The following is a 25,886-nucleotide window of genomic DNA, read 5'->3' as shown; positions in this document are numbered from 1 at the left end:
GAAATAATATGAAAATTGTAGGTGTAACACATCCAATACCAACAGAGTATGCAAAAAGGATATTATGAAAATAAAACAGTTTTTGTAGTAAAAAATGCCTTTGTAAAGTCTCTAAACGGGATAAATTTATATATATATATATATATGAAATCTAAATGGGCAAAAGCATACACAGAATGGGTTAATATAATATTTATAGAAAAAATTAACCATAATTCCATTTCTAAAAAACATGGTACGAATTTGATGAACTCAACGATGAACTCAAAGAATAGATTAAAGGGTGTAAAACTATGTTTGTCATTGGTTTTGAAAACTTTGAGAAATTTAAGAAACCTATTAAACCTAACCGTTATGTCACTGCTGCTGGCAAATATATTTATGAAGACGAATTTAAAATGATAGAGATTAACAAAGGTTGAATTTTACTACTCATGGGGGGGGGGTTATTTTGGAATCAGTGAATAAAAGGATTATTTTTTTAAATGTAGGATGGATGAAAAGTTATCAAGGGATTATTAATGGTGATATTATCCAAGGTGGTGGTTCATATGTCCATGAAAATAAGTTTGGACATGAAGTTTATAATTTTTTACCATATGATGGATTTGTTTATGGTTTTGTACAACCTCCACGTTCATCTAAAATTCATATTGAAAGACTTGGTGCAGATCCAAAAGATGATTCTATAGATAATGTTCTTGCTATATGGGTTGCGACAAAACCTACTAGTGGCAATGTAATTGTTGGTTGGTATAAAGATGCAACTTTATATAAAGAATATCAGTATTCTGATGAGTTGAATCGAAATTTTAAAGATGAAAAGATTGGATATAATGTAAAAGCAAAAGAAGAAGATTCAAAACTATTAGCATTAGACGAAAGAGTTTTTCATATTAAAAGAGGTAAAGGTTGGATGGGACAGTCGAATATATGGTATGCATCACAGGAATCAAATGAAGACTTCAGAAATGAAGTTTTAAATTATATCTATGAGAATATTATTCCTAAAAAAAATGATAAGAAAAGAAACCACAGTATTTCTCGCCAAGTTGACACATATCAAAGACAAAAAATTGAAGTAACTGCAATAAATCATACGATCAAATATTATGAAAAATATGGGTATACTGTAGAGTCTAAAGAAAAAGACAATGTTGGATGGGACCTTGAAGCAGTAATGGATAATATCAAGTTAAAAATAGAAGTTAAAGGATTATCACAAGAAAATGTGGCAATTGAACTCACTCCAAATGAATATGAAAAGATGAAAGAATTTAAAGAAGACTATCGTATATCTGTTGTTACCAATGCACTAAAAAAGCCTATTCTAAGAATATTTTCATATAACGATGAAAATGGAATATGGCAAGATATAGAAGGTAATAAATTGGAAATTGATGAAAAGGTCAGTGCAAAATGTTATGTTAATTGAAATAATTTGTGTAATTTTTTGGATTTGTATCTGAAAATGTAGGGATAATAATGATTTTAGTAATAGGGGAGAATAACAAGTTAGAAAAACTTATTAATGAAGTCAATTTCTCAGAATTAGGTATTATGGAACGAAAAGATTTACAAGAGTGGATTTTTGAATGTCCAGAGATATTGGGAGAAGACTTGTTAATAGTAACTAAAGAATATGATAAATTTGACAAGACTAATAAAAGATTAGACATATTGGCAATAGATCATGATGGAAAATTAGTCGTTATTGAATTAAAACGTGATGTAGCCAATGCTTTTGTGGATTTACAAGCTATCCATTATGCTGCATATTGTTCTACATTTACTTTAGATCAAGTGGCAGAGATTAGAACAGAAGATAACAATAAATCAAAAGATGTAAACAAAGAAGAAATTATTGATTTTATTGAAAACAAGGAATTTTCAGATTTCGACAATCAACCACGAATAATAATTGTTGCTAACAGTTATAAGGAGGAAACATTAGCTGCAGTTTTATGGTTGCGTGATAATGGGATTGATATTTCCTGTGTCAAGCTTGAATCTCATAAATTGGACGAAAAAATTGTTGTAACACCTGATATTATCGTACCAATACCTGAAGCTAAAGAGTTCATGGTATATCGTGAACAAAAAAGCAAAACATTATCCAAGGGTAAAATAACAGAAAAAACGTTTTTTGAACACTTAAATCAATATGGAACGCATTTTTTTGAAGAACTTTTTAAATTCAGTGATGAAAAAGATTTAATACTCAATTGGGGTGGTACGGGATTTTCATTAAATGTTAGAATTGGTAACGAAAAAGTCAGTTTATTACAAGGTTACTGCGACTTAAAAGTGACTGGACAAACCATGAACTCAACGGTTAGTATGATATCAAAAAAAGTAGAAAACGGTGATATAATAGTTTCAGATTATGTAGAAAAAACACTAGATTTGAATATTTTTAGAAAGGTGGGGAATGGATTTGTATTCGATCTGGAAAGAGAATTAACTGATGTTGAATGGTCTAAATTTAAAGATGTATTATCCCATACAATTGAAAATATCAAAAAAAATGGAGTAAAACTCTCTGATGATAATTAATTAGGAGGAGATTTTATCATGGATGTTAACAATGATTTGGATATAAATTTAATTGTAAATGATGAAGAAAGTCCTGAAGTTGCTATTGAGATATTTCAGTTATATGATCATGAGTTATATGTTGAAGCTTTGAGAGAACAAGTTAAATTTTCTCCGAAAGAGGAAAGAAAACTGTAAAAGCTCCATTATCATGAACGATTTTGACGCAATTTTTTGGATAGCAAAAAAGGGTAAAATTGATATTAATGTGTATGAACTTCATAAAGTGACGCCTTTAGATTTAAATGAGATGTGGGATGTTGTAAATAAGGTTATTGAAGTAATAGAAAAATTAAATATTAAATGGATGAAACTGATGTTGACAGTCCAGAAGTCAGTTATGATATTTTTAAATTGTATTGGGATGATTTATACGTAGAACACTGAAAGAACAAGCTAAGATTCTTCGTAGGCGAAGAGGTAATTGTTCAAGTTGGATTGCTGGTAATGATCTATCTGCAGTAGCTTGGATAGCGGAAGAGGGTAATATAAATCTTAAAGTGCCAGAACTATATGATGATCTCCATACACGTAAACTCCCCTTGGAAACTTGTAGATAAAGTGATTGAAGCAATGAAAAATTAAACTAAAATTTTAATAATGATTTTATGGATCATATCCTCTTTTTGTAGTTGAGCTCTTCAAATGTGATGATGAACTCAGTGCACTGTTCTCTGTTTATTGTGATGTTGCCATCCAGCTGTTCTGTTAAGTTGAAAACCAGTAGAAGTCCCAAACTATCCAGCTTTTCAACATCAAATTCAGGTATTCCAACACCGTTGTCACGGACTCTTAGATAATACTTACCATCCCTAAACTTGAGGGATATAAATATTTCCCCGTTTTTCTCTCTTGGAAATGCATATTTCAGACTGTTAGATACGAGTTCACTTATTATGAGTCCGCATGGAACTGCGGTGTCTATGTTCAAACTCAGATCTTCCACATCGTACACTGGTTTGATGTCGGTGTTGTTGGCGTTGTAGGAATAAAAAAGGTTTGAAACCAAACTTTCTATGTACTCTCCAAAATTTATCTGTGAGATATCATTGGACTGGTACAGTTTTTCATGGATAATGGCCATGGATCTGACACGGTTCTGGCTTTCTTTCAAGATATCAAGGGCTTCTTCATCGTTTACAAATTTCGTTTGGAGGCTTAAGAGGCTTGAAATGATCTGCATGTTATTTTTTACCCTGTGGTGTATCTCCTTAAGCAGAATATTTTTTTCTTTGAGGGAGGATTTGATCTGATTTTCAGCTGTTTTACGTTCGGTTATATCCATAAGTGATACCAGCTGTTTTTTTGTGCCGGGAATTGTAACCACTGTCACTAGCAGATCCTTTATATCTCCATTTTTATCCTGTCCCTTGGTTTCGTACTCCCTGGGACGTTTGTCAGGTTCATTTTTAAGTTCGTTGTATCCTTTGATCCTTTCAATCTCTTCTTCAATTGCAAAGTCAGTCCATTTTTTCTTGCCTTCGATCTCTTCCTTTGAGTATCCAGTTAATATTTCAACCTGGGAATTGACCCTTGAAATTGTCATATCTTCATCGATCATCAACATGGAAGTTCCTGTATTTTCAAAGATAGCCCTGTAATATATCTCATTTTCAAGTGCTGCATTTTCTGCGAGTTTACGGGATTCTATTTCCTTTTCTGCCAGGAATAACAGTTTCTTATTTTCCCTCGTTGTGATGAACTGACGGATGATCACCAATAGAATTATGATTCCAACTAGAAATTCTGTTAAAATGTAATTTGAATCAAATTGATTATTATTTGCCCATAAAAGTATTATAAATGCAATTAACGCCCAGATAAGGGGTAAATATGGAGTTGGGCTGTGTTTTTGGATGCTGTTTACTAGTTTGGAATATCTGCTTAGATCGAGTTTTTCAGGGGTGGCTTGTAAAAATGCTGCCAGTCCAACCAAGACGAAACTAATTATCCATCCGGTATCCAGAAATCCGCCGGATACATAGGTTCCTTGTGATGTTTGCACAGCGAAAATAATATCTGTAACTATCATGACGAGGAGGCTCATGCTCAGAAACAGCAATGGCATGGATCCTTCATCGTACTTACTGTAGATGCCTCTTAACAAAACAAAGAACAATAGAAAATCACCAATTATGTAAATAACTGATATGGTATTTGCAAATGAATCTCCGCCACTTGCGAGAATTGGACTAATCAAAAATGTCCAGAATATGAGTCCAACTGAAATAATTATTATTCCCATGTCTAAAAATATTTTAAGTTTTTCAGTCTTGGTAAATGAAAAACTGGACAAGTAATAGATACCAATGGCAAAAAGGGGATAAAAAATTAGATAGAAACCATCTGCAATTGATGGAAAGGGGGATTGATAAATTCCCAATTCTAATATGGCCCATACTACATCTCCCACAGTGTAAAAAATAAATGAGAACGTTATAAACATCCATGCAAATTGCACTTTTTTACCGTACTTTAAGGAACGTGCAGTCGCATAAAAAAGGGTCAAAACAACGAGCAGGTCAACGAATATGGGGAAAATATCTCCAAAAACCATCATCAAAGCTGAATTATTTTCAAGCAGTACTGTGAAAAGTAAAGAACAGGTCACAATTACCAAAGCTATAATAAAACCAGTTTTGATGGAAATTAAAGGTTTATTAATCATAATATAATCATTTCCTGAGTTAATTAAATTTAAAAAGGTTATAGGCAATTTGTTCAATTACCAAATAGACTATGTTATGTAGTTAGATTTCATATTCAATTAAAGGTTTTTCTTTTATTTTTGATCAAGCTACTAACAGATGTGTTAAAATATGTTAATCAACTGCATATAACAAAGAATAAATTAAGAAGATATCTGAGTTTTAAAGATTTTTCAAGTTTGAAGAAAAATTAGAATTGAATAGGGAAAATTTATCAAATGTCAAGATAGATGATATTTTTTTAATACTTTTTAAAATTAACTTAATCTAACTATGAAAAAGCTATTATTATCTAAATATTATCCAAAAAAAATAATTTAGATCTATCTATATATGAACATCATCTGGGGACGGGAGATGTCACAACCATCATAGATCATCATCATATATTTAGTATATTCATATAATTCACTAATATAATCCATTTCCTGAGCATCTACTTCAAATTCATTCATTTCAGTAATTTTTTTACCTATTTCTGCTAATTGAGGTACATAATCCATTTTATTATCCTCCAATTTTTATTAAATTTTTTGTAGATCTAAAATATGGTAGGATGCATATCATAAATAATAATATATTCTAAGATATTAATACATTTTCCTATCAAATAATCATTAAATTTATCTATTTTTGTCAATTGGGTTATTTGGGTAAAAGGATAAAATAAATGCTAAAATATTGATTTAATTTGGTAATCATACTTTTATGTATGTAAAGTATTATTAACTATTACCATTATAATAATACTTATTAGCTTCACAAGCAACTAACCATTTTCTAAATAGCCGTGAAAACAGTTTAAACCATTAACTGCACTGCATCATACTTTTGTTAACAGTATTTCCAACAACATAATCTTATTTTAATTTGTATTAACCTAATACTTTGAGGTTAACCTTAACCATAAAATTAATATCTTTAATTCTATAACTAACAATATTTACCAATGGAATAAAAAGAAGTGAGTGTATAATGGTATGAAAAATGGGAACATCTTCCTGATGGTTGGATTGGTTGGTTTGGTGCTTTTAACTGGTTTAACTCAGTTTAGTCCACATGATAAACACAAAAATTTTGAGGGATACAATGCTTTTAACTTTGATCAGAATGTTTTAGATTTGCCTGTTACAGATTTTAATAGTGCAGGATCAAATTCAATTGGTTCTGATACTGATTCTGGTTGTTGTTCAGTTGTTGTTCATGTAAGTTCAGGACATGATGTTGTGTCCTACAGGAGGGATTCTAATAATTCTGCAGATACAATCATTGAAAATATGAGTTTCAGTGGTCAAAATGCCATCCATGAATATAAAACACAGGGAGGTTATTTTACACACGTCATAATCACTCAAAGTGGATGGATAATCTGTATCGGTGGAAAGGATGATCCTGATATCAATAAAATGCTTCAAAAACTCGGAAGCGAAATAGTGTCACGTGGCAGTATCCAGAAGCAGGATATAAATGAGGCCAATGCAATTATTAAAGAGAATCACTGGGGCCATTTCCTTATTAAATCCCCCGACAACAACGTGGCAGTAACATCCTACGATGGGAGAATTCCAGACAGCCCAGCAAACATGACTGACATGTTTAAAATGAACGATGGAGACTATGTTAAACTTGCCAACAATCCCAGTTACTTTGTAGTTAGCAAACATGACTGACATGTTTAAAATGAACGATGGAGACTATGTTAAACTTGCCAACAATCCCAGTTACTTTGTAGTTAGCAAATACAATGAGACCAGCACAGACCCAGTGGATGCAGCAATAAAAATTGTAGGTAGAGATACCTTTGGTTTGGATAGAAGGGATGTTACAAGCTATGAATTTATAAATAATTCCACCATTTCCAAGGTGAGTGTTTGGGCCTCCTTTGATGGAGGAGCTTTAACTGGTGCCCATGGATATCCTGATAATGTTCTGTTTTATGGCAATGAAACACCTGCAAAGGAACTACCAACCATACCTGCCAAAAAATATTTAGGAGAACAAGTACTTTACAACAACACTCCCAACAAGTCTGCAACATCATCCCCTTTAAATTCAGGAATGGCCCTAGTAATTATTATATTGGGATTATTTGCTGGTATATTTCTGGTCCAATCCAAGTTATGACGTTAAATTTTGACTTGGATTAAAAATAATTTTTTTTTATATTTAACCCGTAGAATTTGGTTTTAATTTCACTTCTAACCTTTCATAAATCCTGAAATAAGGCGTATAATTATTTAAATTTGGATTTGTTGGGTTAAGGATTTGCTGCAAGATATATGTTGATTTTTGAGTTATTCAATATCCTTTAAAAATGTCTTGATTGTTAAAATTAGCTGTGATCTTCCTTTTTTTGAGATAAAAATCAAAAGATTTATAAGTGTTAATAATGTGATAGTCAATTGTCTTAAAAAAAGATTCTTTATACGAATTGAATTGAATTTTAGGACATGGAGGCGGTATAATTAAGGGAAAATGGATCTTATCAGTGCTATTGCTATCGGGCTTAGTACTGTTTTTTAATGTAAGCGGCGCTTCTGCTGTTACTACAAATAATATTAACGTTACAAATCACACCAAAACTACAGTTGCATCTCAGGCAACAGTTAAAACAAGTTTCACACCGAGTCAAATCGGTGCTGCATCATCTAAAGTTAAATCTTACTACGAAAAGAATAATAAATTACCATGTTACGTGACAATTAATAATAAAAATGTCACTATGCCACAGTTCCTACAATTAATATCAGACGATATATATCAACTCAGCAATAAAAAAACAACATCAATAACTCTTAAAAATGTAACAGCACCATCAAATCCTGTTGAAAATCTAAAATCAGGACAGTTAACAAAGACGGAATACATCAACCTAGCCAAGATCACAAGGTCGTACATCTACGCCAATGGTAAGGCACCTAACTATGAAAATTGTTCCCTTGGAAAGATCAAGTACCAGAATCTGATTTACAGTTTCAGTAAGATTCTAGCATTTCAAGCAGCAAACAACAGACTACCTAACTACGATTCAGTTGCACCATTCTCAAAGACCAGCACAACCAATAAGATCAGTTCAAATGCACTGGCATCAGTTGATTCTATAGGATATGCCGAAGCAAAATTCAGAGATGTTCAGGGACAGTCAAGTGCAAGTGTTATGGACAAATGCGGTTATGGAGACTGCTGGGCAGACAGCAGCTGGTTATACAATAAACTATCAGCAGCAGGTATCCCAGTAAGAATTATGAGCACAACTTCAGGTGGAATTTACTACCTACATCGCTGGGTTGAAATAAACACCGGTAATGGATGGCAAACCTGGAATTATGCAAAGTATAACAGTCAACACTACAGTGCACTAGGTTCAGGACATTACGTTGTAAAGTCATCAGTATAAAAAAAAATTAACATTTCCACACATCTTTTTTCTTCTTTTTAAAGGATTATCTTGTAATTTTTATAGAATCCAAAACAACCTTATAATTACGAACGATCCTAGGGAGACCTTAATCTTTGTACAGCAAGATAATCTCTGAAACTACTATGGCCAGATGCTCATGCTCAGAAATATTATTGATTATGAACACACATTGTACCTGCTATAAATTCCCTTAACCATTTTTGAGCATATTTTATAATGAAAGAAATATAACCAGTAAATTTTTCGTTGGATATTTAAAAAAAGAAGAGAATGGGCTTAATATTTACCTGTTTTAAAATTTACTGTATATTTTGTGTTGTTTTTCCAGTCAGATCTTTAACTGAACCTAAAGGTATGTAAACCTGGTAGTTGTTTAAACTTGACATTTTACTTGACATCTTAATTGTTAACGTGTTCTTATTGAGTGTTTTTGTTATGGACACCAGTTTTCCAGTGCTCAAATTTTTAATGTATATCTTGGAGTAATTGGTTCCCAAATTAATGCTTTCACTGAAAATAATTGATATTGCTGAGTATAAAGACACTCCATTAGAATTGTTTTTAGGCGTGGATTTGGTTACTACTGGAACTGTTTTGTCTATGATATAGTTCTGTGTGTAGATCAGGGATTTGTTTCCTGAAAGATCTATCATGAAAAATTTGAGTACAGTTGTTTTTGAAATTGCCAATGGTTGAGTGTACACATTATCTTGTTTGTTGGTGTTGTTCCGTTTAAGGTGTAGTAGATGGTTTCTGATTTGCTCATGTACAAAGCAACTGTCTTAGATGTGTTGTAAATTCCACCTGTTGATAGAGATGTGGCTGTTGGTAATGTATATTCTCAAAGAATTTAAAAAAAATTAATGAAGGATTAAACCACTATTTCTCCATCATTGATTCTTTTTGCAGTATTGTAAGCATCATAAATACCAAATATCCAAATGAGTGGAGTTGTTATTAACCCTATAAGTACCAGGACCAAAAGTATTGAAAAGAAATAAAGAACCATCATTATTAATCCTTTAGCTATTTGGCCATTATATATTTGTCCAAATCCAACAAATAATGCTGATAATACTGCTGCAAGTCCAGGATTTTTTTGTTGATAAACAACTTCCCTGTAAACCGGTCTTGCCTGTCTAACACCACATTCTGGACATACCTCTGCTTCTTCATCGATTTGCTGTCCACAATTAGAACAATATTTAGTTCCCACCACCACTAAAACCTCCCAACCATCTTAATAATTAATTTATATTCAATAGAATATATTTAACTATTTATTTTAGTCTGAGAGGCTTTTTGATTACAGTATTATTATATTAGTCCCATGATTCATTTGTTTTAATTGGAACTGTTTCTTATTAGTTATACAAGATATGGGCTTATCTAACCTTTGATGCAGTTTCAATCTCTGCAATTTTAGCCTCAAACAGGGCTTTGCAGGACGCATTCACGGGTATGGTTCCAGCTTCCTTTGCATGTATGATGTCCACTATAAGATCGTTCATAGGGGTGAGTACTTCATGCTTTTTACCAACATCAACCACAATTCCGTTGATTGAATCAACTTCACATTTCCTGCCCTTTAGAAGATCCTGTCGCATCGATGCTTCAGCTTGTCTTGAGCCATTCCAAAGGTTGTAAATATTTTTCATGGTCTTGGAAATTGTTTCATCACTGTCGAAGGAAAATATTTTTGAGAAATCCAACTCCCCAATTCCCATAGATGTGCCACTTGCTGAAATAACTTCTATAGTTTCTCGTCCAACATAGGCTGCACTTTTTAATGCCCAATCATTATCAAACACCTTGGCAAAGGAACCTCCTATAGCTGTACTTGTTCCTGTCATTACGGTATTTATCACTAATTTAGACCATCGAAGACTCAAAAGGTTGTCTGAGGTGTGTACTGTACACATGAGTTCGAGAATAGCTTGAATGTTTGGTAAATATTTACTACCACGTGGTGTCATGCTGCCCAGGGCAAAATAAGCTTCATTGATGGGTGTGGTTAGCATGGAAACACCCGGCTCTATTGCGGTAGCACCCCAAGATACTGGTGCACCAACTGTCCGATCCTGACTGAAGGCTTCAGACACAGCAAGTTCGGGGAGGCCGTTTTGAAGTGTGCACACCACGGTATTATCATGTGAATGATCCAGCATCTGAGGAATGGCAGTACCGTTGGCTGTCTGTTTCACCATGTACAAAAAAAGGTCATAGGTTCCTTCCATATCCTTTGCACGCAGGGCATGTACCGGCACGGTTTTATTAACCTTTCCAACTACACGTGCACCATTGGTAGTTAATGCATCCGCAGTAGCTTTGCTTGAAACAATCAGGTCTACCTGTCTTTTCTCTGCAATGTAAGCTCCGAGTATGATGCCCAAAGAACCTGCACCCATTATTCCAATTCTTTCAAATTCAACAGTTTCCAAACAAATTGCCCCCACATTCAATTAAGACCATAAACAGCCCAAAAGAAGTTTCTATTTATTAATTAGATATTCTACAATTTGAATCTGCACATGTTAAATGATACGAAAATTCTAATATAAATTAATTATTATTTATTTTAGACTATTGGTGTAAAAAAGGGAACTATGTTAATTATAACTAATTTTTACAGTTATTAATACTAAAAATTAGCCCTAAAAACCTATTAAGCCAAGATTTTGTTGAGTAGTTGGTGAAAATTGTATGAGGGTCAGTTAGTAGAAAAAAAGTGCAGTTTTTAGTTATGATTTATAATAGGAGCGGGCCCGACGGGAATTGAACCCGCGGCAACTCGGTTAAGAGCCGAGCGCTCTGCCAGACTGAGCTACGGGCCCCTCAAAATAAAATACAATTCACTGGAAATAAGTCCAATACTTAACATTCAATATCATGACTATTAAAGTTTTCTATTTCCTTAATGCAGTCTAATATCCCATATATTTACCAAATCAAACACTCAACATGAATACCAGTATTAATATGGACAGAATATGCGTTTATTCCCTGTGTAATATAGGATCAAATATCAAAAGTTGTTATTGAACTGTTTAACTTTTTAACCCAGACCTTTAAAATAGTTCAGCTCAAAAAAGAATTTAAAAAAAAAGAATTGTAAAAGTAGATCCCTTAATTATTCGAGATCTAATTTGACTGTACCGATCTTTGGTGCAAGGTAGTTGTAGAGTATGGCTATGAGCGCTGTTTCAATGAAGTAGAGTATGAAGTTACTTATGAACTCTGTGTAGTTGTGTGATAGCAGGCCTGTTATGATTCCCATGATCAGGTAGACCAGTGCCACTGCCAGTGCAGTTGGAAGTACTGGTATGTGTTTGATTTCATGGAGTGATTCTCGGATGGATGCAAATTCTATGTTTATTTTAGCTACCCTGGTTACGATGTAGTTGTAGAATATTGCAAAGAATGCGTTACTTATGAAGGTTAGCACAAATGCCAATATTGGGAGTCCAATTATCAGGGCCACAGACAGTATTATTCCTATGGCACCGAAATTTGTACCGGTTGGTATGGCTGATCCTGTGATATTGGTGAAGTTTGCTGCTATGCCCGTTGCATCAGGTGTTGATCCTATGATCGAAAGGATGGGTGAAGCAACAGCTGCAAGCGTTAGTCCTACAATAAAGGCCCATATTGCACTTATGGCTGCTAGTATGAGTGCAAATGATACTTCTGGAATTTTTTCTATTTCATTTCCATTCATGCCCAATTTTATTCCGCCGAGTCTAGGTACAAGTGCGTTGTAGAGTATGACTGAGAAGAAGCTCACAGCAATTGTGCTGAAAAATCCTAGTATTGGAAGGAGTATGATCAAAGGTATTCCAATACCTGTTATTACGTTGAATGAACCAATCTCAGATGCAACTCCAGTCACCTGAACTATGACCATTGCAACCAAAATAACAACGGCTGCAACAAAGCCTAATACTCCGTATATTGAAGCTGACATCTTGGTAAAAGGTGTCAGTTCAAAAGATTTAATTTCTTTTATATCCATTTTTTTAACCCCAAATTATTATTTTTTTATTTAACCCAAGGGAAATTTTTATTAAAAAATTCAATTCCCCTAAAACTATTTCATTTTTTTAATCAATTCTTGATTACTTAATTCTTGTTTAAACACTTAAAAGTAGTTATTCCAAAATTTAATCAGCTTTCACTCTTTTTTCCCTCCAAATTCAAACCAAATTAAGATCGCTGAACCATGATATATATACGTGTACACTTTCATTTTCACTTTGAGAGAAAAAAAATTGATAAATAATGTCGTAACTAATCTATCTTTTATACCATTTTATTAAGTGTTGGCTATAACATATTTTCCAAGATAAAATTAGTATATTTCAATATTAAATTTCATAAATTGAGGAGTATATCGTGATTTCTTTAATGGTGTTCATAATGCACTCTAAGAATGGATCTAATAATCAAGATTCCACCCCGAAAATTTGAGAAATAAATAAATTAGTATAATTCAATCTATTTAATAATACTATAATATAGGGGGAATAAATCTGCCCAAAGAAGAAGAAATTAAAGATAAAAAAGAATTTAAAAATGATACTTGTTATCAGGAACTTTATCGTTTATTAGTGTTTTACCAGCTTTTAATTGATTTTCTCGAAAATTTTTTCGGTGGAGGTTTTATTCTATTCGATAAGGAGTCTAATCGGATTTATTTAAGATTATACAATAAAATAAATGAAATTATTGGTGGGAATTGTTTTGAAGAAAATTTAGTAGCAGTTGATTTTCCCTTTATTCATTTACGTTCATTGGATCCAGATGCTCCTGAAACAGATTGGATATATGGAGGTCAACAATTATGTGGAGAACAATTAAGTTCAATTGAGGATCTTTTTATAAAAACAGGTGAAAATGTATACGAATTAGATGAGGAAGATAGTAATCTTATAAGTTCAATTAATGATTATATGGAAGATATTAGCAATTATAAAAAAGAAGAAAATCTAAGATTATTGAAAATAGCTAAAGAGAGAACTAAACATGCTAATACTCTTTCAAATTCAAAAAAAATTATGGAAGAGAATAATATTATTGATTTTTGGGATCTAATACATGAAAATATTGTTAAAGTATCTAAATCAAGATTTAACAATGAACATTATGCTGATGCTGTTGAATCAGCGTTTAAAGAGGTTAATATTAGAGTTAAACGAATCGTAGAAAATAAAATAGGACAAGAATTAGATGGAAAACATTTAATGGATACTGCATTTTCATTCTCAAATACATCTAATCCTACTATAATTTTAGATGATCTTTCGAAAAAAACTGGAAAAAATATACAAAGAGGATATAAACAGCTTTTTTCTGGATCAATGCAAGCTATAAGAAATCCAAAGGCTCATGAAAATATTGAAATAAATAAAAATGAAGCAATACATTTTATTTTCTTAGCCAGCTCATTGATGTTTAAATTGGATAATGCTATAGAAATAAATGAAGATTAATTTTAAACTAATCATGTAATAACAATTCTGTCCATTTAATCTATTTTTTCAATTTACACTGCCTAATGAAGGCTTGGAAATTTTGAATTCCTTATATTCTTCCACTAAATCTATAAATAACTCTCCCAATATATTCTTTAAAAAAATAAAAAAAATAATGAATGTTATTTTTTGTTAAAATTGATTATTTCATTTAATTATATCTTAATATAATAACACAATTGGGAGTTATCACACCAAATAAAGTTTTTTGTATTCATTATTAGCATAGTTATCTGTCATTCCAGCAATATGATCACAAATTATAGATAAGTATACGTAATGTAGTTCTAATAAACATTTTATGAAAATGATTTGTTGTTGAAGTTCTTCTATTTCATAGGGAATATCATTTACCGTTATAATATTTATTTTATCAAATATTTTTTCAATAACCTTTTTGTTAAACTGATCATCACATTTTTTGCAATCTTTATTTATACTGGAATAATCTCCTCCGATTAATTTTAAAAAATGATAATTTAAATCTAAATGATTTCCAGGGAATGTTTTTTTAAATATCAATTCTAATTCTTCTTTATTAAATTCAAGTTTCAATAACTTAATCAGCTGATTTATATCCATAGGCGGGCTTGTTTTAAATTCTATTTCTTCTAATTTTTTTCCATGTAAAATTATATTACAATTTGACAAATTAATCGTTTCAACAATTCCTTGATATAATTTATTTAACTGTTCCTTAGGCATCTGTCTGGGATTAGTATAAAAAGCTTTGAATAATTGTCTTACAATGTATATAGCTTTACCATCAAAGACGTTTACATTATAGGAGTTTAAAATTTGATTTTTGATATAGCTCTCTATGTTTTTATCAAATTCAGATGCAGAATAACTGAAATCTATTATTTTTGAATCAAAATATTTTCTTTTTTTCCAATATTTTTTATTTCCACTTTGGATTTCGTTATTTTTGTTACAGTTAATATAATCTAAATTAACTAATTGTAATTTACAATGAGTTTTAACATCATTTTTTAATTTATCTAATGAATTAAAAGTAACATCCTTAATGAAATAATCTATTATATCTCTAATTAAAGAATTCCAAATATAGGTTTCATTCTTACAATTTTTATTTTTTTTAATTCTAGTTTCTAGCTCTCGAAGTAATTTAATTTCAATTTTATCCGGGACTACATATTCCACTATGAAACTATCCATAACAATTTTGTCCCACAATTCATAGTCTATAGTACGTTTTTCACTCAATTTGTATTTAATAATCATATCTTTAGTAAGAACGTCTTTAGGAGTTGAATTTTTTATATAAGAACTAAATTGCTTATAATATTTTTCATCTAAATCTGTTATGTTGAACGTATCTTTTTTTAATTGATTTTGTATGTTAATAATTTGTTCATTAATATAACTAATAATTTTATTTACGTCTAATTTAAGATCATTATCCCTCAATCCATCATCTAAATCATGTTGTCTTTGTGCAATTTCATCAGCTATAGTTACTATTTGTCCTTCTAATGTTACAGAATGATCCGGATATCTCAAAAACTTTTCAATATATTTTTTACATTGTATAAATCGATTAATATCCCATTTTTGACCTTTTTTTTTAGTTTTAGTGTGTTTTAATATGCCTTCAATTACTTGCCAAGTTAAATTTAACCCTTTTTCTTTTTCATATTTTTTTTCTAAAATATCTAGAACCTTTATACTTTCAAAATTGTGTTTAAACCCATAATAATTTATTCGATATTTTAAATTTCCACCTAAATTATCAGTCCCTCGCATTATATTATCTAAAACTTCTTCTCCTTGATGTCCGAATGGAGTGTGGCCTATATCATGTCCTAAAGCAATAGCTTCAGTTAGATCTTCGTTTAAACCTAAATTTCTAGCTATGCTTCTAGCAATTTGCATGACTTCAATAGTATGTGTTAACCGTGTCCTATAATGATCTCCTTTTAAATGGGAATAGACTTGTGCTTTATGTTCTAATCTTCGAAAAGCTTTTGAAAAGATAATCCTATCTCGATCTCTAGAAAATTCGTTCCTATCCAGATCTAAAGTATCATTTTCAAATGATACTTTTCTATCTTTAAAAGAAGGTTTTTGAGAATAGTTTTCGAAAACTTCTCTTTTTAAATCATCATATTTGCCTTTTTTTAAATCCTCAAATGTTAAACTATCAATAAAAATAATTCCCCCTCCAAATATATTATGCTACAGTAATAAAAATATTATTGTATTAAGAAATAGACAAAGAACTGAAAATAAAGATTCAATAATTTAATTGAAATTAATGATATTAATAATTGATCATTTAAATTATAGCAAATAGTGTTTTTAACATTATTGTAATGAAATTGTCTCAAATAGAACATCTTAAGATTAATATTCCCGAATTTAAATTATAAGTGATTTTATGACCTCAAAGAAATTACCCAAAGACGTAAAAAATCATTTTGAAAAATATTGGAAACTTTGCATTAAATTCTTTGAAGATTCTGAATATCAATTAGCTTCATTTTTTGCTATTACACTTATAGAAGAAATTGGAAAACTGTCAATTATTAGGAATAAATCTTTAGGAGGATCGTTTGATGATAAAGGATTCTATAATCATCATAAAAAATATATCTACGCTGCGTTTGATAATCTCAGTAACAATTATCGGGTTACAAGAATATACAGTAAAAAAGAAAGTAAATTTGCTGAATTAGTGTTAAAAAAAAAATTATTTGACATGAGAAATAATTCATTGTATTTAGAAGAAGATATGGTGACTCCTGAAAAGGTAATTTCAAGAGATGATGCTTTTTTATTAGTTTGTTTTGCTGGTGAAATTTATGCAGAAATACAGGGAGAATCAATAGGACCTAGTCCCGATGAATGGCTAAAAATTCTTGAAGAAGTAAACCAATTTAGAGAGCATAATAAATAAGTTTTTTTCTTTTTTCATCTTAACACATTTTATTTACAATTTTTAGTTTAAAGTAGCTTAATCGAACCAAGATACCTATACTTAGTGGGTTAAATAGGAGGTATTTAGTAAATTTTGAGAATAGGCTAAGATATTTTCTGAAAAATGTGGCGAAAATTACTTTGTCTAACTCCTACTTCGTTATAGTCCAATATAATGCTAAGAAATTATCGATTAATAGCATACATGCTATGGTTATGTGAGGGTTTAAAAGATGTTTGTATGGTTATTGGGATTACTAATGGTTTTAAATCAAATAAAAATAGAAACGAAGAATTGGAAAGAAAATGTGGTTTATTCCCTAGTTATCATGAGTAGTAGGGCCAGGGCTGCGAATTCCAGGCCTAAAAATATCAGGGGCAAAGCTGCGGCTTCTATGGTTACTGGTGGATAGTATATTAGGTAAACTGAGAAGATTATGTTTTGTATCAGAAATAGCAGTGAGAAGAGTACAAGTGTGGTTGTGAATTTGGATTTAACTTTTTGATACCTTTCAAGGTATACGTAGAGCATTCCAATTAACAGGCAGATATTTGCCACGCTGGTAATTAATGGTGAACTCTTCACGAGAATAAACAAACTTGGAAGCACATTGGAAAATCCTAACAAATTCAGATCCATAAACATCTACTCACACCTTTTACAACACAAATATTTTTTTAATTTTTTTAATATTACAAAGTCATCATTGCTTAGTTGGGTTACTTACATTTCCTTAAATTCTTCCCAGATCTCAAGGAAGACGGCGTAGTTCTTTTCCATTTCATCGGACAGGAAGTAAAGTGCACCGTACTTTTCTCCAGTTGATTTAACCAGATTATTTTCATTTAAAACATCAATATGATGCTTTATAGTTTTATAGTCCAGACACAGCTTTTCAGCAAGCTTATTAAGATTGTATGGTCTGTTATGAAGTTCAAGTATGATTCTACCCCGGTTTTCCCCACCCTTGTTTCCGGTGATCAACCACCATAAAAATACTTTCTTCATAAAACCTTAACCCCTAACAAACCGCAATGAAATACTATTTTAAAGAACCCTTACTTTTCTTATTAACCTTCCCTACTACTTATTACCCACGGTTTGGGTTTAGTAAATGAACACTACATCATTTGATACAGTAAAATCCTGCCTGCATGTAGGACATCCAAAACAGTTCAACCACTTTAAAACCGGTTTTTTCAAGTAATGAAATGTGTTCCTCAACTTTAATTGGGAAGAACTCCACATCAAATCGTTTCAAAAAGTTATTCACAGTTTCTTCATCCCTACCTCTTTTGAGCTGATAATTTTTCACGTACTCCTTCACTACCCTAATTCCTTCCTCTGTTTTTGGGCGTATATTTTCGAAGGTGATGTAAACACCATCATCCCTTAAAAGATCGTAACAGACCTTGGTGGTTTCAGTCCTTTCCTCTTTGGAGAGGTAGTGGTGGGCTTGAATTGCTGTTATAACATCGGGTTTTAAATCGTTACCCAGTGAAATATTGGAGGTTTCGTTGGGGTTAAGAATTCTGAGCCTTTTAGTTTGGTTTGAAAGTTTCTCTCTGGCCAGATTCAACATTTCAGGGGATGGATCTGAGAGTATGAAACTGGTGGTATCAAACTCTTGAACTGCCTTATTAACCAGTGTTCCTGTGCCGCATCCAGTGTCCAACCAAATTTTAGGTTCCTTTAATATTGTCTTTACCATATTCAAGGTTTCATCATGGAACGATTCGTAGTAAGGAATGGTGTCTCCAATCTGGAGATCGTAATCTTCTGATCTGTGGGATGAACTGTTATCTTTAGCAGGCATTTAAATCCCCCTTAAAGTTTTTTATCATTAAAAAATTCATTAACTTCAATATATTATACATCTCTTTTTGTCACTATGTAATGTTTAGAATTTAATTTTATAATATTATAACGCAAAAATATAAAAAAGTAGAATTATTTAAGAATTTGGGTTATTAAGCTCTTGTTTTAAAGTTTAGAAGGTACTTAGTGTTGTTGTTCCCTGCCAGGTCTTTAACTGCATTTGTAGGGATGTAAACTTCGTAGTTGTTCCTTTTCAGTCTGGTTTTTAACATTTTAATTGTGAGTGTGTTTCCAGATATTGTGACTGTGGTTTGTGTAACTTTGCCTGTGCTAATATTTTTAATGTAGATGCGTGAGAAATTGGTTCCCTTGCTGATTTTTTCGCTGAATTTAATTGTTATGGGTGTTGTTAAGGCCACTCCCTTGGTATTGATTATTGGTGTGGTAGTGGTGATCTTGGGTGCTGTTTTGTCGATGGTGTAAGTGTTTGTGTAAACTGGGGATTTGTTGCCTGCCAGATCCACTGCGAAGTACTTGAGAATGGTTGTGGAATTGATGGTTATGGGTCCTGTGTATCGGTTGCTTACGGTTGTGGGTGTTTTACCATTTAGTGTGTAGTAGATGGTTCCATAATCATTCATTGTTAGTTTAACTACCTTTGTGGTGTTGTAAATTCCTGATTTAAGATTGGAACTGGCACTAGGTGGTGTGGTCTTATCATGAATGGCATAGAGGATACCGTCTTCACTTCCGATGTAGAGTGTGCCGTCACTTCCAATACATGGGGAAGAGTCAATAAATTTTCCTGTTTGATACTTCCATTTTAGAGAACCGTCAGGGTTAATAGCATATGCACATCCATCACCACTTCCAACGTATATTATTCCATTACTTCCAATGGCTGGAGAAGACATTTGAAGAGGATGGTCACCGCTATATATGCAATATTTCCATTTTAAATTTCCAGAGGGTGTTAAAGCGTATATAAATTTATCCTGGGATACAATGTAGATGGTTCCATCCTTTGCAATTGCAGGGGATGAATCTGTAATGTTTCCTGTTAGGTATTTCCATTTTAACGAGCCATCAGGGTTTAAAGCATATACATTATGATCTTCACATCCGAAGTACAATGTTCCATCACTTCCAATGGCTGGAGAGGAAACTATAATATCATTACTTGTAAAATTCCATCTTTGGGTTCCATTTGGATACACTGCATATAAATGATTATCAAAAGTTCCCAAATAAATAGTTCCATCACTTCCAATGGCGGGAGTTGATACTAACATATTACCAACTGTGCAATTCCATTGCAATATTCCATCGGGGTTTAGGGCACATAAAGTGCTGTTAACCAAATATCTGTGAGTGGAAATTCCGATATATATTGTTCCATCAGCTCCAATAGCCGGAGATGTAGCTATTATATCCCTATAGTTTGGAGTATAATTCCATTTCTCAGTTCCATTGGGGTACAGGGCATATAACATACCAGTACATACAAGGTATATGGTGCCTTCACTATCAATTGCAGGAGTGTAACCTATTTGATATCCTGAATTGAAACTCCATTTCACAGTGCCGTTGGGGTAGAGAGCATATAAATTTTTATCTACACTGCCAATGTAAATGGTGTCATCGGCCCCTATAACTGGAGAAGGAAGTATACCTCCTCCTGTTCTAAATTTCCATTTGGTGGTGTTGGTTTGTGGTCCTTTGTACTCTGATTGGCCTGTGTTGTTTGCGTCGTGATGAAATTTAGGTTGTGGTGTGTTTCCAAGGTTTGTTGCTGAAACAGCTCCCGAGAGAATAATCGTTCCAAAAAATATTAAAACTAAAACTATAACCATCTTACCAAATTTATTTTGATTCCCAGTTTTCTTTAATTTACCCTGCCCTAATATGCCAAAACCCCACATACATATATATTCTAAACTAAATTTTAGTATACCCTTAAAACCCTTAACCTTTTCTCTGGGTTAGGGTTATAGCCAAAAATAATATGCATGATGTAGATGGAACAGATTAAATTTACTAATACGCTGGGGTGGGCAATGTAAAGTTAGTTTGTAGTTCACCAGAATGGACTTGTACGGATGAGTATGCCTATTACTATTACAACCAAGAGGAGAATTACCACTCCCAACATTATCAGACAATCAATTTTTCTTTCCATCTTTCTTTCAAGTTCATTCTTCTTCTTTAATTCATCATCATCCATTTTAATCCACCTAACGAAGTTTTTACCTGTTTATTCTTCTCACAACGTACTTCCTCAGCTCCTCTGCAAAGAACATTATGGGTATGAAAGTTATGACGTAGAGCCATTGATAGATGTCAAGGGCTGTTGTTCCGAAAATAGATTGGAGGTATGGTACGTACACAATTGAGAGCATGACAGCGACTTCAAATATTATACCCCGCATTATCCATTTATTTTTAAAGATTCCCACCTTGAAGGTTGATGTTCGTGTGGTCTGACACCCTATCAAGTTTCCAATCTGGGAGGTGACAATTCCAACAAAGACCATGGTGGTTGCTTCCAAGTAGAGGGGATCAGTAAAGGGTAACGATTCTCCGAGGCTCCATCCTCCTCCGTATAAAACCCAGAAGTAGCCACTCATAACAAGTAAGGCTTCGATCAAACCCAGGAATATGTAACCCCTCCATATAACTCCCCAGTTTAAGAGTCTTTCATTTCTTGGTCTAGGTGGTCTGTCCATAACATCGGATTCTGATGGGCCCATTCCAAGGGCCAGGGCAGGTAAAGTATCTGTTCCCAGATCAATTGCAAGTATCTGCATGACAGTTATGGGCAGTGGTATTTTAAAGATGACCAGCAAGATGAATGGAATGATCTCCGCTGTTTCATGGGCAAATATGTAGGTGATGAACTTTCGGATATTTTCAAATATGGTTCGCCCCTCTTTAATGGCTGAAACAATGGTTGCGAAGTTATCATCTGTAAGCACCATGTCAGATGCTTCTTTAGCAACATCTGTTCCAGTTATTCCCATTGCAACACCAATATCTGCCTTTCGAAGTGCAGGTGCATCATTCACACCGTCACCTGTCATTGCAACGATCTCATCCATATCCTCCAGGACAGATGCAATTCTCATCTTATGCTCAGGAACGGCACGTGCAAATATGATATCGTCACCAGACTGTAGAAGTTTTTTCAACTCTTCATCATCCATTTCAGTTAACTCTTTACCCTTAACAATTCTACAATTTTCATCCCCAACAATATCCACTTCATGGGCTATGGAACGTGCTGTAAGCCCGTAGTCTCCAGTGATCATAATTATCCTGATACCTGCCTTGTGGCAGTCGCGAACTGCAGGAAGTACCTCTGGTCGCGGTGGATCCTGCATTGCAATCATGCCTAGAAATATCATATCCTTCTCAACAGTATCTGGATCGTAATCCTCAAAATCAGATGGTAGATTTCTGTAGGCCATACCAAGAATTCTAAGTCCGCTTGCAGCGAGCCTATCATGTTCGGCTACAACCTTCTTCTTCTCTTCCTCTGTGAATCGTATGGGTTTCTCTTCTACAGATATTTCGTTACAGAGTTTTATGATCTTTTTAGGAGCTCCCTTGATGTAGGCTACCTTTCTGTTGTCAACCATGTGGATGGAACTCATGGATTTTCTCTGGGAATCAAAGGGAAGTTCGTATATACGGGGATACTTCGCAAGTTCAGCTTCCCAGTCAAAACCATTTTTTTGTGCAGCAACCAAAAGTGATGCTTCGGTTGGATCTCCATATATCTTCCAGTTATCACCAGGCTTTTCTGGGGGAACAAGTTTGGCATCGTTTGCAAATGTTGCCGACCTCATGAGTAGTTTGAGTTCAAGCACATCTTTATGACAGACCTGGCCACCACCTTGAAGAAATTCACCAGCTGGATCGTAACCTGCCCCTGTAACATCAATAACATCGTAGGGTATCCACACCTTACGCACCGTCATCTGATTCTTGGTGAGTGTTCCTGTTTTGTCTGTGCATATTATGTTGGTTGAACCCAGGGTTTCAACACTTGAAAGCCTTTTTATCAGGGCATTTTTACCCACCATCTTCTTAACAGAAGCTGCAAGTGCCAGTGTAACAGTTGGAAGCAGACCTTCAGGAACGTTTGCAACTGTGAGTCCAATGGCAAATAAAAATGCAACGGATAGGCTGAGCTTAACAACGTAGATATTTAAAAAGAAAAGTGTAACACCCATTAAAACTGCTATAAGTGCAATTAACTGTGTTAAACGGGCCAACTGTTTTTGGAGGGGACTGGGCTCTTCCTTAACATCAAGGGTCAGCGAAGCTATCTTGTTAAATTCAGTGTTTACACCTGTTGAAAATATAACTGCCCTACCAGATCCCGATGAAACATTGGTACCTGCAAGAACCAGGTTATGGGAGTTAACAATATTTTCATCACCATTCCCCTCAGGATCTGAAACTTTTCTAACGGGTTTAGATTCACCTGTGAGTGTGGAACTGTCAACCTTCATTTGATAGGCTTCAACCAGCCTGGCATCAGCTGAAATATTGTTCCCCTCTTCAAGAACCAGCACGTCACCAGGAACCAGTTGGGAGGAAAGTACCTCCACCACACTACCCTGCCTTATGACCTTGGAAGATGAGGGTAAAATCTTTTTTAGGGCATCAACAGCTTTTTCTGCCTCAAATTCCTGCCAGAAACTGAAAATTGCATTGATAATTATAACAGCAATGATTGCAAATCCAAGTTGAGGAGTTCCACTAATAAAAGCCAGGATGCTCGCACCCCAAAGTAGCAGGGCCAGTAACTGATACAGATTGGCAACAAATTTCAAAATTAAAGGTTTTTGTTTAACTTCCTGGATCTGATTCAACCCATACTTGATTAAACGGTTTTCAACTTCATCAGGATTTAATCCATTCTTTGAAGTACTTAACTCGTTGTAAACGTCTTCCGGAGCCAAAGTTTTAATTTTCATTTTCGTCCAAATTTCTTCAAATAAAAATGATAATCGCTATCAAGATTTATAGACTTTCTAAAATAAATATTAGATAGTTTAAATTCGTTTGAAACCCTCAACAGTTGGTCCATGATATTATTAATTGAATGAAAATTCTAATTATTTGATCTTAAATTCAATTCTAAAATAAATATTTGATACTTAAATTATTTAATTCAATATCCATTTTAATCTTCTAATTCTTTGATTGGAGGGTTACAGGTTGCTCACTGGAAATAATGGTATTAAAAAAAAAGAATGAATTTTATTTACAATGTTTTTGCTATTTCACTGAAGGGTTTTACTTCTCTGAGCTCTAATAATTTCATAGGGCCAAAGAATTTCACTATGGTTTCTTTATCAGGTGCTTCAATTATGAAATATCCCTTATGATCTGAACTTTCATCTACGGGACAGCTCATATATGCCCCAACAAGTTCAATCCCTGCTTTGTTTATATTTTCTTCAGAAAATAGTTCCTTTATCATATCTTTCCCGGCATCTGATAACATGGGACATTCAGAGGCGGGGTGGGTGTGCTCTGCTACAAATAACATATTTTATCACATAATATATTATTTTGTTCAGTTTAGAATAAACAATTAACGATTCAGAAATAAGTTTGATAGAGGTTTTTTTAAGAATTACTAATCTATGGATTAGATTTAAATATTTTTAGATAATATTGATGGTATTATTCTTATTTTACTCAAGTATCATGGTCGTCAATGATCTTTATGAGTTCTTTTTTCAGTTCTTCTTGAGATTCGTATACTGATGCTTTTATTTCATCTGCTTCACGGTCCATGTTCGCCAGAACTTCTTTAGTTCGTTCATGATTATTATCCATAACATCCTTTAACTTTAAAAAATTATTCTTAAGTCTATTTTCAACCCTCATGGAAAATAATATGGCAAATATTGCTAGTACAATTGAACTTATGCTGGAAATAATGGATACCATAATTACAATATCAACCAATTCTTTCACCTATCCTATCAAGTAGTAACCCTACAAATTAATGAGAAACATTTTAAATATGTAGAATATTTACCATCTTAAAATGGAATTCAAACCAGAACTGTTAAATTTAGACAGATATGAAATATTCATAGTATGAACCTAATTAATTAACAATTCAAGTAAGTTAAGTAAACTAAAACTGTTAAATCACGATTTTCCTGTTAACAGGCACTTATTCAGATATTCTCTGGATTCAGCTTTCTGTTTGGAACTTTTTTCATCCTTCATAACTTCATCCAAGGCAAAATCAAACATCTCATAGATAATTTTATTCAATCTCAGACCCTTTTCTGTGAGGCAGTACTCTGTTTGGGTTGAGTTAACAGATTTTTTTTCGATGATGCCCTCTTCTTCTAATTCCTTTAATCTTTCGGCCAGAACTTTACTGCTTAAAGTTGGATGTTGTTCTAAAAAGTCTTTGAAATGTTTACAGTCACAAAATAATCCTTTGATTATCTGAATATTCCATTTTTTCCTGAGATAGCCGAATGTATCATCAATTGTCTGGTATATTTTGTTTAAATATGGATCGTTACCCATTTTTACCCTCCACTTACCAATAGGTGATTACCCAATGGTTAGAAAAATTACTTTAAGTTAGTTTAAGATCATTTAAATTATGAATTGTTTCTTAATGATCTTGTTTATGTTCATTAATAAATAACTCTTCTAAAAACATGTGTATGGTGATAAATGTGCCAGTATTAAACGTGAATGTCTGGAAAGGTTTTGAACAAGCAAAGATAGATTACTTAATTGAGAACTTGACTAAAGTTTTCGTGGATGTTGGAATTTCAGCAGAAGCTGTTGAGGTAATAATACACGAAGTTCCACAAAGCCAC

At 33.0% G+C, this 25,886-nt stretch carries 27 protein-coding genes, 1 tRNA gene and 1 pseudogene (1 of these 29 cut by a window edge); 11 read left to right on the top strand and 18 right to left on the bottom strand.

Annotated elements, in window-relative coordinates; all coding sequences use genetic code 11:
* The first annotated feature begins 293 nt into the window (after positions 1-293).
* Genes METBO_RS14120 through METBO_RS07710 form a run of 5 tightly spaced genes read left to right on the top strand, consistent with a single transcriptional unit; the run spans position 294 to position 2,974 of the window.
* Positions 294-422 (top strand): DUF365 domain-containing protein, encoded by a 129-nt coding sequence (locus METBO_RS14120; RefSeq protein WP_227717208.1) that lies wholly within the window; start codon positions 294-296, stop codon positions 420-422.
* 38 nt (positions 423-460) lie between these two features.
* On the top strand, positions 461-1,435 hold the full coding sequence (locus METBO_RS12815; protein ID WP_227717266.1) for a DUF3883 domain-containing protein: 975 nt from the start codon (positions 461-463) through the stop codon (positions 1,433-1,435).
* A gap of 50 nt (positions 1,436-1,485) precedes the next feature.
* On the top strand, positions 1,486-2,556 hold the full coding sequence (locus METBO_RS12810) for an endonuclease NucS domain-containing protein (RefSeq protein WP_013645132.1): 1,071 nt from the start codon (positions 1,486-1,488) through the stop codon (positions 2,554-2,556).
* Between the two features lie 18 nt (positions 2,557-2,574).
* Positions 2,575-2,733, top strand: a complete 159-nt coding sequence (locus METBO_RS13625; RefSeq protein WP_013645131.1) for a hypothetical protein — start codon at positions 2,575-2,577, stop codon at positions 2,731-2,733.
* 13 nt (positions 2,734-2,746) lie between these two features.
* Positions 2,747-2,974, top strand: a complete 228-nt coding sequence (locus tag METBO_RS07710; RefSeq protein WP_013645130.1) for a hypothetical protein — start codon at positions 2,747-2,749, stop codon at positions 2,972-2,974.
* Between the two features lie 234 nt (positions 2,975-3,208).
* Here METBO_RS07710 and METBO_RS13025 read toward each other — a convergent pair whose 3' ends face one another.
* Positions 3,209-5,263: a histidine kinase dimerization/phosphoacceptor domain -containing protein gene (locus METBO_RS13025; protein WP_013645129.1), complete on the bottom strand. Its 2,055-nt coding sequence runs from the start codon at positions 5,261-5,263 to the stop codon at positions 3,209-3,211.
* Positions 5,264-5,626: 363 nt separating this feature from the next.
* A complete protein-coding gene (locus tag METBO_RS07700) occupies positions 5,627-5,806 on the bottom strand; it encodes a hypothetical protein (RefSeq protein ID WP_013645128.1) in 180 nt (59 codons plus the stop codon).
* Between the two features lie 477 nt (positions 5,807-6,283).
* On the opposite strand from METBO_RS07700, the gene METBO_RS07695 reads away from it, so the two are divergent.
* The 3 genes from METBO_RS07695 to METBO_RS07685 all read left to right on the top strand — a co-directional run bounded on the left by METBO_RS07695 (position 6,284) and on the right by METBO_RS07685 (position 8,700).
* Complete coding sequence (locus METBO_RS07695; protein ID WP_048186411.1) at positions 6,284-6,973, top strand: hypothetical protein; 690 nt, start codon at positions 6,284-6,286, stop codon at positions 6,971-6,973.
* Positions 6,966-7,427 carry a hypothetical protein gene (locus METBO_RS07690; protein WP_048186410.1) on the top strand — a complete coding sequence of 154 codons (462 nt, stop codon included), beginning with the start codon at positions 6,966-6,968 and terminating at the stop codon, positions 7,425-7,427. The genes METBO_RS07695 and METBO_RS07690 overlap by 8 nt, the downstream gene beginning before the upstream one ends.
* Before the next feature lie 364 nt (positions 7,428-7,791).
* A complete protein-coding gene (locus METBO_RS07685; RefSeq protein ID WP_013645127.1) occupies positions 7,792-8,700 on the top strand; it encodes a transglutaminase domain-containing protein in 909 nt (302 codons plus the stop codon).
* A 323-nt stretch (positions 8,701-9,023) separates the two neighbouring features.
* Here the strand turns inward: METBO_RS07685 and METBO_RS07680 are convergent, their stop codons facing one another.
* From METBO_RS07680 to METBO_RS07660, 6 genes and pseudogenes are all read right to left on the bottom strand, one after another.
* Positions 9,024-9,377: an Ig-like domain-containing protein gene (locus METBO_RS07680; protein WP_083804479.1), complete on the bottom strand. Its 354-nt coding sequence runs from the start codon at positions 9,375-9,377 to the stop codon at positions 9,024-9,026.
* Positions 9,378-9,398: 21 nt separating this feature from the next.
* Positions 9,399-9,490 (bottom strand): annotated as a pseudogene (locus tag METBO_RS14065) (FN3 associated domain-containing protein); the annotation flags it as partial.
* A 105-nt stretch (positions 9,491-9,595) separates the two neighbouring features.
* Positions 9,596-9,946, bottom strand: coding sequence for a zinc ribbon domain-containing protein (locus tag METBO_RS07675; protein ID WP_013645126.1), 351 nt, complete (start codon positions 9,944-9,946; stop codon positions 9,596-9,598).
* 163 nt (positions 9,947-10,109) lie between these two features.
* Positions 10,110-11,165: a ketopantoate reductase family protein gene (locus METBO_RS07670; protein ID WP_013645125.1), complete on the bottom strand. Its 1,056-nt coding sequence runs from the start codon at positions 11,163-11,165 to the stop codon at positions 10,110-10,112.
* 319 nt (positions 11,166-11,484) lie between these two features.
* Positions 11,485-11,558: transfer RNA gene (locus tag METBO_RS07665), tRNA-Lys, on the bottom strand.
* A 296-nt stretch (positions 11,559-11,854) separates the two neighbouring features.
* A complete protein-coding gene (locus METBO_RS07660; protein ID WP_013645124.1) occupies positions 11,855-12,736 on the bottom strand; it encodes a hypothetical protein in 882 nt (293 codons plus the stop codon).
* A gap of 595 nt (positions 12,737-13,331) precedes the next feature.
* Here METBO_RS07660 and METBO_RS07655 point away from each other — a divergent pair.
* The gene (locus METBO_RS07655) at positions 13,332-14,213 is read left to right on the top strand and encodes a TIGR02391 family protein (RefSeq protein ID WP_013645123.1); all 882 of its coding nucleotides are present in this window, start codon (positions 13,332-13,334) and stop codon (positions 14,211-14,213) included.
* 231 nt (positions 14,214-14,444) lie between these two features.
* On the opposite strand, the gene dgt is transcribed toward METBO_RS07655, so the two are convergent.
* Positions 14,445-16,292, bottom strand: a complete 1,848-nt coding sequence (gene dgt, locus METBO_RS13020; RefSeq protein WP_083804477.1) for a dGTP triphosphohydrolase — start codon at positions 16,290-16,292, stop codon at positions 14,445-14,447.
* A gap of 364 nt (positions 16,293-16,656) precedes the next feature.
* Between dgt and METBO_RS07645 the strand changes: the two genes are divergently transcribed.
* Positions 16,657-17,175: an AbiV family abortive infection protein gene (locus METBO_RS07645; RefSeq protein WP_013645121.1), complete on the top strand. Its 519-nt coding sequence runs from the start codon at positions 16,657-16,659 to the stop codon at positions 17,173-17,175.
* 333 nt (positions 17,176-17,508) lie between these two features.
* Here METBO_RS07645 and METBO_RS07640 read toward each other — a convergent pair whose 3' ends face one another.
* From METBO_RS07640 to METBO_RS07605, 9 genes are all read right to left on the bottom strand, one after another.
* Entirely contained in the window at positions 17,509-17,841 is a 333-nt protein-coding gene (locus METBO_RS07640) for a hypothetical protein (protein WP_013645120.1), read from the bottom strand.
* 78 nt (positions 17,842-17,919) lie between these two features.
* On the bottom strand, positions 17,920-18,204 hold the full coding sequence (locus METBO_RS07635) for an ArsR/SmtB family transcription factor (protein ID WP_013645119.1): 285 nt from the start codon (positions 18,202-18,204) through the stop codon (positions 17,920-17,922).
* 118 nt (positions 18,205-18,322) lie between these two features.
* Entirely contained in the window at positions 18,323-19,012 is a 690-nt protein-coding gene (locus METBO_RS07630; RefSeq protein WP_013645118.1) for a class I SAM-dependent methyltransferase, read from the bottom strand.
* A gap of 154 nt (positions 19,013-19,166) precedes the next feature.
* On the bottom strand, positions 19,167-20,867 hold the full coding sequence (locus METBO_RS13225) for an outer membrane protein assembly factor BamB family protein (protein WP_158304899.1): 1,701 nt from the start codon (positions 20,865-20,867) through the stop codon (positions 19,167-19,169).
* Positions 20,868-21,091: 224 nt separating this feature from the next.
* Positions 21,092-21,238 (bottom strand): hypothetical protein, encoded by a 147-nt coding sequence (locus METBO_RS13620; RefSeq protein ID WP_013645116.1) that lies wholly within the window; start codon positions 21,236-21,238, stop codon positions 21,092-21,094.
* 22 nt (positions 21,239-21,260) lie between these two features.
* The gene (locus METBO_RS07620) at positions 21,261-23,999 is read right to left on the bottom strand and encodes a cation-translocating P-type ATPase (RefSeq protein WP_013645115.1); all 2,739 of its coding nucleotides are present in this window, start codon (positions 23,997-23,999) and stop codon (positions 21,261-21,263) included.
* Between the two features lie 290 nt (positions 24,000-24,289).
* Positions 24,290-24,577 carry a hypothetical protein gene (locus tag METBO_RS07615; RefSeq protein ID WP_013645114.1) on the bottom strand — a complete coding sequence of 96 codons (288 nt, stop codon included), beginning with the start codon at positions 24,575-24,577 and terminating at the stop codon, positions 24,290-24,292.
* Between the two features lie 152 nt (positions 24,578-24,729).
* Entirely contained in the window at positions 24,730-25,011 is a 282-nt protein-coding gene (locus METBO_RS07610) for a hypothetical protein (protein WP_227717207.1), read from the bottom strand.
* Positions 25,012-25,191: 180 nt separating this feature from the next.
* Positions 25,192-25,584: a winged helix-turn-helix transcriptional regulator gene (locus tag METBO_RS07605; protein WP_013645112.1), complete on the bottom strand. Its 393-nt coding sequence runs from the start codon at positions 25,582-25,584 to the stop codon at positions 25,192-25,194.
* Between the two features lie 155 nt (positions 25,585-25,739).
* Here METBO_RS07605 and METBO_RS07600 point away from each other — a divergent pair, with 155 nt between their 5' ends.
* Positions 25,740-25,886 carry the 5' portion of a tautomerase family protein gene (locus METBO_RS07600; protein WP_048186407.1) on the top strand. It continues 78 nt past the right edge of the window, so the window shows 147 of its 225 coding nt (coding positions 1-147); the start codon lies at positions 25,740-25,742; its stop codon lies off the right edge, out of view.

This window comes from Methanobacterium lacus (assembly GCF_000191585.1).
GTDB classification, from domain to species: Archaea; Methanobacteriota; Methanobacteria; order Methanobacteriales; family Methanobacteriaceae; genus Methanobacterium_B; species Methanobacterium_B lacus.
Note: the sequence above shows the minus strand (reverse complement) of the source record. Positions and strands in the feature narration are given on the sequence as shown.